Here is a 10,377-nt window from a genome sequence, read left to right on the forward strand (position 1 = left end):
CGCCGTCATCGTTCCCCCCGAGTAGGTCGCTTGTAAGTAGCTTACCGCTAAGCTACTTAGCGTCAAGTAGCTTTTTGCGAACGAACGAGCGGAAGCCGGATACTGCACCCATGACCGAGCACACGCCCGCGGTCGGCACGGACGCCGTCGACGCGATCACCGCCCAGTGGTACGCCGTGCGACCGGACCTCGACACGGAGCCCATGGCCGTCTTCGGCCGGATCTACCGGATCGCCAAGACCATGGGCGACGCGATGGAGCGGACCTACAACCGGTACGGGATCTCGCGCGGCGAGTTCGACGTCGTCGCCACGCTGCGCCGTTCCGGAGCCCCGTACACCCTCTCGCCGCGCGAGCTGTCCGCCACCCTGATGCTCACCACGGGAGGCATGACGGGACGGCTGGACAAACTGGAGAAGGCCGGGCTGCTGTGCCGCGCGCCCGATCCGCACGACCGGCGGGGGCTCAAGGTGACGATCACCGAGCGGGGCCTCGCGCTCATCGACGAGGCGGTCGCGGCGGGTCTGGAGGTCCAGGCCGCCGCCCTCACCGGGCTCGACGAGGACGAGGTCCGGGCGCTCACCGCGCTCCTGCGCAAGCTGCTGGCGGGAGTGCATTAGGGGGATCCGGCGTGCGGGGGCCCCGGGAGCCAGGGGAGCCACCGGATCCCGGGCATGACGAAGCGCCGGGGGTCCGTACGGACCCCCGGCGTCCCGGCGTTCGAGCGGAGCGGACCCCTCAGGAGGGGTCAGCTCGCGGTGTCAGCGCGCGGGGTCAGCTTTCCGTCTGCTGCTTGCGCGACTTGTCGGTGACGATCACCAGACCGGCGATGAGCAGGAACAGCACGATCGGCAGCGCCACGTACAGGCCGAGCGTCTGGGCAATGCTCAGGCCCGGACCCGGGTCGTCACCGTCGTCGCGGGTGAGCGCGAGGGCGGGAGACGTCATCAGCAGCATCATCAGCGTCGTTCCGGCCGTGACGGCGCCGGCGCGCAGAGCGTTCTTCTTGTCCACGGTGCAAACGTAGCGAACACCTAAACGACCCGCGCGCCCGGGGGTGCCGTACGGGTTCCCGCCCCGTCCCGCACCGCGCTCAGCAGGGCGTTCGCGCGCGGCGAGGCGGTGAGCGCCTCCAAGGTCAGCGGCCGGCCCTCCGCGTCGGCGAGCGGAAGCCGCCAATTGGGGTACTGGTCCCAGGTGCCGGGCAGGTTCTGCGGCCGCCGGTCGCCCACCGCGTCGGGCAGCCAGACCCCGACCAGCCGGGCCGGAGTGCGCAGCAGGAACCCGTACAGGGCGCGTACGGCGGCCTCCTCGCCCTTGGGGTCCAGGCCGAGGTCCTCCAGGACGTCCAGCCAGCGCGCGGTGTCGGCGGCGTCCTCGGCGCGCTCCCGCTCCAGCGGGCGGGTCAGCAGGCCGAGCCGGTCCCGCAGTTCCACGTGGGTGCCGGCCAGCTTGGCGGCCGTGGGCGGCAGGTCGTGGGTGGTGGCGGTGGCCAGGCAGTCGGCCCGCCACCGGGCCGGTTCCAGCGGCTCCCCGTCGCCGGTCCAGTCCCGCTCGAACCAGAGCACCGAGGTGCCCAGCACCCCGCGCCGGGCCAGCGCCTGACGGACCCCCGGCTGCACGGTGCCGAGGTCCTCTCCGATGACCAGGGCCCCGGCCCGGTGGGCCTCCAGGACCAGCAGGGCGAGCATCGCCTCCCCGTCGTACGCCACGTACGCGCCTTCGGCGGGCGGGGCCCCCTCGGGGATCCACCAGAGCCGGAAGAGTCCCATGACATGGTCGATCCGCAGCGCGCCCGCGTACCGGAACACCCCGCGCAGCAGGGCCCGGAAGGGCTCGTAGCCGGTGGCGGCCAGCCGGTCGGGGCGCCAGGGCGGCAGACCCCAGTCCTGGCCGCGCGCGTTGAAGGCGTCGGGCGGGGCTCCCACGGAGACGCCCTTGGCGTAGTGGGGCGCACCCGAGGCGTCCGCCCCCTCCGGGTGCACCCCGACGGCCAGGTCGTGCACGATGCCGACCGCCATCCCGGCGTCCTTGGCGGCCCGCTGCGCCGCGGTGAGCTGGGTGTCCGTCAGCCAGACCAGCCAGCGGTGGAAGTCGGTGGCGGACGCGTGGTCCTCCCCGGCGTGCGCGGCGCACCAGGCTGCGTGCCGGTCCAGCTCCCGGCCCTGCTCGGCGCGGAAGTTCCCGTAGGCGGCCTCCCGTTCGGGTGAGCGCGGGACGGCGTAGAGGAGTTCCAGGGCGGACCGCTTGAGGGCCCAGACGGCGTCCCGGTCGATCAGCGCCCCCTTCTCCAGCACCTCGCGCCGCAACTGGCCGCCCCGCTCGGCCAGCGCTTCGAGGGCGGCCCGGTCCGGGCAGTGCGCGTACTCGGGGACGTCCTCGACCCGCAGGTGCACCGGGTCGGGGAAGCGGCGCGAGGACGGCCGGTACGGGGAGGGGTCGGTCGGGGTTCCAGTCACCGCCGCGTGCAGCGGGTTGACCTGGATGAAGCCGGCCCCGTGGACCCGGCCGGCCCAGCGCGCCAGCTCCGCGAGGTCACCGAGGTCCCCCATGCCCCAAGAGCGCTCGGAGAGCAGCGAGTACAGCTGGACGAGGAGTCCGTGGGCGCGCTCCGGCGCCGCCGGGGCCCGGTCGGGGGCCACGATCAGCGTGGCGGTCGCGGAGCGGCCGTCGGGGGTCTCGGCGTGCACCCGGTGCACGCCGAGCGGCGGTTCCCCCACCCCCTCCGGCCAGACCTCCGCGACCTCTTCCGCCGCCCCGTCCCCTGCGGCCTCCGGCATCTGCGCGGCCCCCGCGGGTCCGCCCCGCTCCGGCTCCAGCCGGAGCAGGGTGCCGGGCGGCAGGGCGCCCAGTTCCACGGGCGGCTTGGAGCCGGCCCACCACACCAGCACCTGCGGCAACAGCCGGCAGGCCGCTTCGTGTTCGGCCTCGGCCAGGTGCGCCCGCAGCTCTTCGGCGGTGTCCGCGTCCGCCCCCAGTTGCCGCGCCACGGCGGCCACGGTGGACTCCGGGACGCGGACGGTGACGTCCTCGGCCGGCTGGTAGGTGGTGGCGACGCCGTACAGGGCCGCGAGCCGGGCGAGGTCGTCCATCAGGATCCTTCTCTAGTCACCCGCGGCGGCGGCCGCAGCGGAGGTGGTCGGTTCGCTGGTCAGCGGGGCCTCGTCGGTGAGCGGGGGCTCGCTGGTCAGCGGCGCGTGTGCGGAGTCGGCGAGCGGGGGTTCACTCGTCAGGGGCCCTTCGGCGGGGCCGCCCTGCGCGGGCAGGTGGGCGAGCGGCGGGCGGGGTATGCAGGCGTCGGCGGTGTTCACGGGCGGGCACTCCTTTGTGCGTGAGGATCGGTCAGAACCATGGAACACCGCTCGAGGACATGGCAGCCATACCCAATCGGGTGCATCGCATTCCCGGCACATCCCGGTCAGATCACCCTCGGACGTTGACACTCCGGCCGTACGGATGGTGGGCTCGGCCTCGTTCGTACGAGCGGGGACGACTCGGGACGGGGAGGCTCCGTGCAGCTCAGGGGCAGCAAGCGGGCCACGGCAGCGGCCGTCGCCGTCATCGGGACGCTGCTGGGCGGTTCGGTGGCCGTGGGTCCGCCCGGCGCCTTCGCGGCGCCCGCGTCCCCCTCGGCGCCCGCTCCCGGGCTCGGCCCCGCCCTCGACCCGGCGCCCCCGCCCTCCCCCGTACCCGCGGCCCCGCCCGCCGCGGGGGCCGCGCCGGCGGCCGGTCCGGGCGCGGAGCCGGCCCGGACCGCCGGCGCGGAGCCCGCCGTATGGCCGCGACCGCAGTCGATGGCCGCCGACCCGGCGCGCGACGTGGTGTTGGGCGCGGAGGGCGTGCTGGTCCTGCCGGCCGACGCGGACCCGTACGCCGCCCAAGTGGTCCGCGAGGTGCTGCGCGGGGCCGGCGTGCGGACCCTGCACGAGCGGGCCGACGGGCAGCCGATGCCCGGGGGGATCCCCGTCGTACTCGTCCAAGGTCCCGACGCGGAGGCGGCGTTGCGCGAGCTGGGCGCGACCGGGGCCGAGGACCTGCCGGCCGGCGGGTACCGGCTGGCGGTGGGCCGGGCCGGGGGCCGCGACACGGTCGCCCTGGCCGGGGTGGGCGAGGACGGGCTGTTCCACGCCGCGCAGACGCTGCGTCAGCTGATCGTCCCCGGCTCCGGAAAGGTTCCCGGGGTTCGGGTGCGGGACTGGCCGTCCGCATCCGTACGCGGCATCACCGAGGGTTTCTACGGGACTCCGTGGACGGCGGAGCAGCGGCTCGCCCAGGTCGACTTCATGGGGCGCACCAAGCAGAACCGGCTCCTGCTGGCCGCGGGCGACGACCCGTACCGGACCACGGAGTGGCGCCGGGACTACCCGGCCGAACAGGCCGCGGAACTGCGGACGCTGGCCGAGCGGGCCCGTGCCAACAAGGTCGTGCTGGCCTGGGCGGTGGCGCCGGGACAGTCGATGTGTCTCTCCCGGTCGGCCGACCGGGCTGCGCTCGCGCGGAAGCTGGACGCCATGTGGGACCTCGGGTTCAGGGCGTTCCAAGTGCAGTTCCAGGACGTCAGCTACACGGAGTGGAGCTGCCGGGCCGACCGGGAGCACTACGGGAAGGGTCCGGCCGCCGCGGCGAAGGCGCACGCCGAGGTCGCGGGCGAGCTGGCCGCGCACCTGGCCGGGCGGTATCCCGGGGCGCCCGCGCTGTCGCTGCTGCCGACGGAGTACTACCAGGAGGGCGCGACGGCCTACCGGACCGCGCTGGCGGGGGCACTGGACGGCCGGGTCGAGGTCGCGTGGACGGGCGTCGGCGTCCTGCCGCGCACGATCACCGGGCGCGAGACGGCCGGGGCGCGCTCCGTGCTGGGGCACCCGCTGGTCACCATGGACAACTACCCGGTCAACGACTCGGATCCGGGCCGGATCTTCCTCGGCCCGTACGCGGGACGGGACCCGGCGGTGGCGGGCGGGTCGGCCGGCGTCCTGGCCAACGCGATGTCGCAGGGCACGCTGTCGCGCATCCCGCTGTTCACGGTGGCGGACTTCACGTGGAACCCGCGCGGCTACCGGGCCGCCGACTCGTGGGCGGCGGCCGTCGCCGAGCTCGCGGGACCGGACCCGAAGGCCCGCGAGGCCTTGGCCGCGCTGGCCGGGAACAACGCCTCCTCCGGCCTCGGGCAGCCGGAGTCGGCGTACCTGGCCCCGCTGGTCGAGGAGTTCTGGCGGGCGCGGGCGGCCGGCGACCCGGCCGCGGGCGACCGGCTGCGGGCCGCGTTCCGGGTGCTGCGCGAGGCCCCCGGGCGGCTGCCGGGCCTCGCCGGGGAGGCGGGACCCTGGCTGTCGCGGCTCGCGCGCTACGGAACCGCCGGCGAACTGGCCCTCGACGTGCTCCAGGCGCAGGCGCGCGGGGACGGGGCGGCGGCCTGGCAGTCCTCGCGGGCCCTGTCCGCCGCGCGCGAGGCGCTGGCGCCCGAGGCGGACGCCCACCGGGTGGACACGGCGGTGCTGGACCCGTTCTTCGTCCGGGCGGCGGCCGAGGCCGACGCCTGGACCGGGGCGGCCCGGGAGCCGGCGGGCACGGTCTCCCGGGCGGCGGACTCCTGGACGGTCCAGCTGCCGGCGGTCCGCCCGGTGTCGACGGTGACCGTCATGACCGATCCGCTGCCGCCCGGGAGCCGGGGCGCGGCGGTCGAGGCGCACGTACCGGGCGAGGGCTGGCGCAGGGTCGCGGAGGCCGCGGCGTCGGGCTGGACCCAGGCGGACCTCGGCGGCCTGCGGGCCGACGCGGTCCGGCTCACCTGGTCGGGCCGGGCTCCGGCCGTCCACGGCGTGGTCCCGTGGACGGCGGACGGCCCCGAGGCCCGCTTCGAGCTGGCGGACTCCGTCGACGTGGAGATCGGCGGGGCCGCGCAGCAGGTCCCGGCGGAGCTGTCGGCGCTGCGGCCCGGCGAGGTCCGCGGGCCCCTGTCGGCGGCCGCGCCGCCGGGCGTCGAGGTCCGCGTCCCCGCGAGTGCGGTGGCTCCGCGGGGGACGAAGGTCACCGTCCCCGTGGAGGTCGCGGTGGCGGCCGGCACGGCGCCGGGCACCTACGAGGTCCCGGTGGCCTTCGGCGCGCAGACCCGCACGCTGAAGGTCCGCGCCTTCCCGCGCACGGGGGGCCCGAACCTGCTGCGCGGCGCCCGCGCCACCTCGTCCGCGAACGAGACCCCGCAGTTCCCGGCCTCGGGCGCGCTGGACGACTCGCCGTCCACCCGCTGGTCGTCCCCGGCGGCCGACGGGGCCTGGTGGCAGGCCGAGCTCCCGGCCCCGGCCCGCGTCGGTCTGCTGCGGCTGCACTGGCAGGAGGCGTACCCGTCCCTGTTCCGGGTGGAGACCTCCCCGGACGGAACCACCTGGCAGGAGTCGACGACGGTCTCCTCCACCGGCGGCGTCGACACGGTCCACCTCCCGGCCGCGGCGCCGGACACCAGGTTCGTCCGCGTCACCTGTGTGTCCCGCGCCACCCGCTTCGGCTGCAGCCTGCTCTCCGCCGAGGCCTTCGCCGTGTCCCCTTGACGTGCGCCCCACCCGCCGGGCGGTTACGAGGCCACCGAGACTCCGATGCGCTCCAGGGCGTCCTCCGCCCCGAACGGCTCCAGGTAGGGCATCCACCGCGGATCCCGGTGCCCCGTCCCGATGATCCGCCACGCCAGCCCCGACGGCGGGGCCGGCTGGTGCCGCAGCCGCCAGCCGAGGTCCACCAAGTGCCGGTCGGCCTTGACGTGGTTGCAGCGGCGGCAGGCGGCGACGACGTTGTCCCACGCGTGCTGGCCGCCGCGGCTGCGCGGGACGACGTGGTCGACGCTCGTCGCGACGGCCCCGCAGTACATGCAGCGACCGCCGTCCCGCGCGAACAGCGCGCGCCGGGTGAGTGGAACGGGCCCCCGGTAGGGGACCCGCACGAAGCGCTTGAGCCGGACCACGCTGGGAGCGGGGACGGCCCTTGTCGCGCTGTGCAGGAAGGCGCCGGATTCTTCCAGGGAGACCGCTTTGTTCTCCAGGACGAGGACGAGCGCGCGGCGGAGCGGTACGACGCCGAGGGGCTCGTACGACGCGTTGAGGACCAGGACGTGCGGCACGGACTGCCTCCTTGTACGTCGGCGGCGCGTGGCTCGCGCCGGGACGATCTGCTTTCCAGTCTCCCCTTACGGCTGGTCGAAGCGCCACCACGCGCCCGTAACGGGTCCGAGGTGTTTTCGACCACACCCGCTTCCTCCCCGCGTGAGTCTGGTCTCTCCCTCGAACAGGGCAACAAGCTCGGTCGAGTGCCCCGTTAGTGTGGTTGGTCTGCCCCCACACCCCTTCCGGGGGCAGGACGCCACATCTGGAGGTTCCCGCCGTGCCCAGGCCTGTTGCCCTGCTCCCCCTCGCAGCCGACGACCCGGACGCGTCCCAGACGATCAGAGACACCCACGAGAGCGTCACCAACGCCGCCAGTTTCATCGAGGAGAACTGGGCCGGATGGTTGTACCTGGGCCTGCGGATCCTCCTCATCGTGGTCATCGCCTTCGCCCTGCGTTCGGTGGTCCGGAAGTCGCTGACCAAGCTGATCACCCGGATGAACCGCGGCGCGGAGGCCGTCGAGGGCACCGCCCTGGGCGGGCTGCTGGTCAATGCGGAGCGGCGTCGTCAGCGGTCGGAGGCGATCGGGTCCGTCCTGCGCTCGGTGGCCTCGTTCCTGATCCTCGGGACGGCCGGCCTGATGGTGCTCGGCGCGCTCGACATCAACCTGGGCCCGCTGCTCGCCAGTGCCGGTGTGGCAGGTGTCGCGATCGGTTTCGGTGCCCGGAACCTGGTCACGGACTTCCTCTCCGGTGTGTTCATGATCCTCGAGGACCAGTACGGCGTCGGCGACAAGATCGACGCCGGGGTGGCCTCGGGTGAGGTCGTCGAGGTGGGCCTGCGCGTCACCAAGCTGCGCGGCGACAACGGCGAGATCTGGTACGTCCGCAACGGCGAGATCAAGCGGATCGGCAACCTGAGCCAGGGCTGGGCCACGGCCGGGGTGGCCGTCCAGGTCAAGCCCACCGAGAGCCTCGCGCACATGCGCGAGGTGATCCAGGGCATCGCGGAGTCCATGGCCAAGGAGTCCCCGTGGGACGAGCGGCTGTGGGGTCCGGTGGAGGTGCTGGGCCTGGACGAGGTGCTGCTCGCCTCGATGACGGTGAAGGTCTCGGCGAAGACGATGCCGGGCCAGCAGTTCGCCGTGGAGCGGGAGCTGCGCTGGCGGATCAAGGACGCCTTCGACACCGCGGGCATCGGGATCGTCGGCGGCCTGGCGGCTGCCGCCGAGGACGAGGCCCCGGCGGACCCTGCCGCGGCCGTGGCCGCGCCGTCGGCGCTGGCCAATCCGGCCTCGCCGCAGTCCATGGCGACCGCGCCGATCCCGCCGCCGGCCGTCGGCGGAGCGGGCCCCCGGATCACCAAGTAGCGCCGGCCTTCCCTCCTCCCTCCCCCTCCCTCCCCCGCCGTGTCCGCCGCCCCCGCAGTTCTCACCCGCTGGGGCGGCGGCCTGTCCCACGCGGGGAGCCGTGTCCGGCCGGACACGGCCGTGACGGCATCGTGAGCGTGTCCGGGGTCGTGGAGCGACCGGAGTACGGAACGGTCGATGCCATTGACAGGGCTCCCGCACCAATAGGAAACTTACCTAACAGTTCACCTCGGTGAGGGAGAAAACACCCCATGCCCGCCGCCACCCCCGGTACGCCCAGCCTGTTGCGCGCCCTGAACGACCGGGCCGCCCTGGAGCTCCTGCTGACGCACGGTCCGCTGTCGCGGACCCGGATCGGGCACCTCACCGGCCTCTCCAAGCCCACCGCTTCCCAGCTGCTGGCCCGGCTGGAGGCCGCCGGGCTGGTCGTCGCCACCGGAACCGACGCCGGCCGCCCCGGCCCCAACGCCCAGCTCTACGCGGTCAACGCGCGGGCCGCCCACGTCGCCGGCCTGGACGTCACCCCCGGCCGGATCCTCGCCTCCGTCGCCGACCTCACCGGCGAGGTGATCGGCAGCCACGAACTCCCCTACGCCGAGGGCACCGGACCGGTCACGCAGGTCACCCGCGCCCTGGACGAGGCCGTCAAGGACTCCGGGCTGTACCTCGCCGACATCCACCGGGTGGTCATCGCGACCCCCGGCTCCTTCGACCCCCGCACCGGAGTACTGCGCTACGCCGACCACCTCGCGGGCTGGCAGTCCCCCACGCTCCTCGACGAGCTGGCGGCCGCCCTGCCCATGCCGGTCGAGTACGAGAACGACGTGAACCTCGCCGCCGTCGCCGAGCAGCGCCTGGGCGCCGCCCGCGGCCACGAGGACTTCGTACTGCTGTGGAACGAGGAGGGCCTCGGCGCCGCCCTCGTCCTCGGCGGCCGGCTGCACCGCGGCTGGACCGGCGGCGCCGGCGAGGTCGGCTTCATGCCGGTCCCGGGGCACCCCCTGGTCCGCCAGGTCACCCGCGTCAACTCCGGCGGCTACCAGGAGCTGGCCGGCGTACAGGTGCTGCCGGCCATGGCGGCGCGCCTCGGCATCGAGGCGCCGCCGGCGGCCGCGTCCGGGTCCGTCCACGGGGCGGTGTACGGGGCCGAGGCCGGGGCGATGGTGGAGACGGCCGCCGCGCTGCTGGCCCAGGCGGCCGCCGCCCCCGAGGGGGGCAACCTGCTGCTCCTGCGCGAGTACGCCACCGCGCTCGCCACCGGCCTCGCCTCGCTGGTCGCCGTACTGGACCCGGAGGTCGTCGTCCTCTCCGGGGCCCTTACCATCGCGGGCGGGGAACCGCTGCGCGAGCTCATCGAGGCCGAGCTCGCCGACCTCGCCCCCTCCCGGCCCCTGCTGGTGTCCGGCGAGGTACGGGAACGGCCCGTGCTGCGCGGGGCGCTGGAGAGTGCCCTCGCCGCCACCCGCGACGAGGTCTTCGACACGTCGCGCCGCTGAACCACACCGAACCGCACCACCCGTACCTCCGCAGGCCCCGCAGGACCGTTCGTTCTCCCGCACCACCCCTCCAGGTAGTCCCCCCGCGCAGAGAGTGACTCCGTCATGCCCAGATTCCGCCGCCTGACCGCCGCCGCCACCGCCGTGGCCGCGATATCCGCACTCGCCACCGCGTGTGCGGGCTCCACGTCCGACACGGCCTCCAACGACCCGGACAAGGACGTCACCCTCAACTTCTGGCACGGCTGGTCGGCCCCCAGTGAGGTCAAGGCCATCGAGGACAGCATCGCCCGGTTCCAGAAGACGCACCCGCACATCAAGGTGAACCTCACGGGCGACATGACGGACGCCAAGGTCAACCAGGCGCTGCGCGCGGGCGGTGCCAAGGCCCCCGACCTGGTCGCCTCCTTCACCACCGACA

8 protein-coding genes and 1 pseudogene are annotated in these 10,377 nt (G+C 74.7%); 5 read left to right on the plus strand and 4 right to left on the minus strand.

Features of this window, described 5'->3' with window-relative positions:
- The first annotated feature begins 110 nt into the window (after positions 1–110).
- Positions 111–620, plus strand: a complete 510-nt coding sequence (locus ABZY44_RS36305) for a MarR family transcriptional regulator (RefSeq protein ID WP_356661584.1) — start codon at positions 111–113, stop codon at positions 618–620.
- Between the two features lie 154 nt (positions 621–774).
- On the opposite strand, the gene ABZY44_RS36310 is transcribed toward ABZY44_RS36305, so the two are convergent.
- The 3 genes from ABZY44_RS36310 to ABZY44_RS36320 are packed head-to-tail and all read right to left on the minus strand — an operon-like array spanning position 775 to position 3,290.
- Positions 775–1,014: a hypothetical protein gene (locus tag ABZY44_RS36310; RefSeq protein ID WP_356661586.1), complete on the minus strand. Its 240-nt coding sequence runs from the start codon at positions 1,012–1,014 to the stop codon at positions 775–777.
- A 20-nt stretch (positions 1,015–1,034) separates the two neighbouring features.
- Positions 1,035–3,092, minus strand: a complete 2,058-nt coding sequence (locus ABZY44_RS36315) for a 4-alpha-glucanotransferase (RefSeq protein ID WP_356661588.1) — start codon at positions 3,090–3,092, stop codon at positions 1,035–1,037.
- A gap of 12 nt (positions 3,093–3,104) precedes the next feature.
- Positions 3,105–3,290, minus strand: a complete 186-nt coding sequence (locus ABZY44_RS36320; protein WP_356661596.1) for a hypothetical protein — start codon at positions 3,288–3,290, stop codon at positions 3,105–3,107.
- A gap of 222 nt (positions 3,291–3,512) precedes the next feature.
- Here ABZY44_RS36320 and ABZY44_RS36325 point away from each other — a divergent pair, with 222 nt between their 5' ends.
- Positions 3,513–6,545: a beta-N-acetylglucosaminidase domain-containing protein gene (locus ABZY44_RS36325; protein ID WP_356661590.1), complete on the plus strand. Its 3,033-nt coding sequence runs from the start codon at positions 3,513–3,515 to the stop codon at positions 6,543–6,545.
- A 23-nt stretch (positions 6,546–6,568) separates the two neighbouring features.
- Here the strand turns inward: ABZY44_RS36325 and ABZY44_RS36330 are convergent, their stop codons facing one another.
- On the minus strand, positions 6,569–7,108 hold the full coding sequence (locus tag ABZY44_RS36330; protein ID WP_356661592.1) for an HNH endonuclease: 540 nt from the start codon (positions 7,106–7,108) through the stop codon (positions 6,569–6,571).
- Between the two features lie 320 nt (positions 7,109–7,428).
- Here ABZY44_RS36330 and ABZY44_RS36335 point away from each other — a divergent pair, with 320 nt between their 5' ends.
- The 3 genes and pseudogenes from ABZY44_RS36335 to ABZY44_RS36345 form a co-directional block, all read left to right on the plus strand.
- Positions 7,429–8,460 (plus strand): mechanosensitive ion channel family protein, encoded by a 1,032-nt coding sequence (locus tag ABZY44_RS36335; protein WP_356661598.1) that lies wholly within the window; start codon positions 7,429–7,431, stop codon positions 8,458–8,460.
- 251 nt (positions 8,461–8,711) lie between these two features.
- Positions 8,712–9,956 carry an ROK family transcriptional regulator gene (locus tag ABZY44_RS36340; RefSeq protein WP_356661594.1) on the plus strand — a complete coding sequence of 415 codons (1,245 nt, stop codon included), beginning with the start codon at positions 8,712–8,714 and terminating at the stop codon, positions 9,954–9,956.
- A 105-nt stretch (positions 9,957–10,061) separates the two neighbouring features.
- Positions 10,062–10,377 (plus strand): annotated as a pseudogene (locus ABZY44_RS36345) (ABC transporter substrate-binding protein); the annotation flags it as partial.

The sequence above is a fragment of the Streptomyces sp. NPDC006544 genome, assembly GCF_040611715.1.
Classification (GTDB): Bacteria; Actinomycetota; Actinomycetes; order Streptomycetales; family Streptomycetaceae; genus Streptomyces.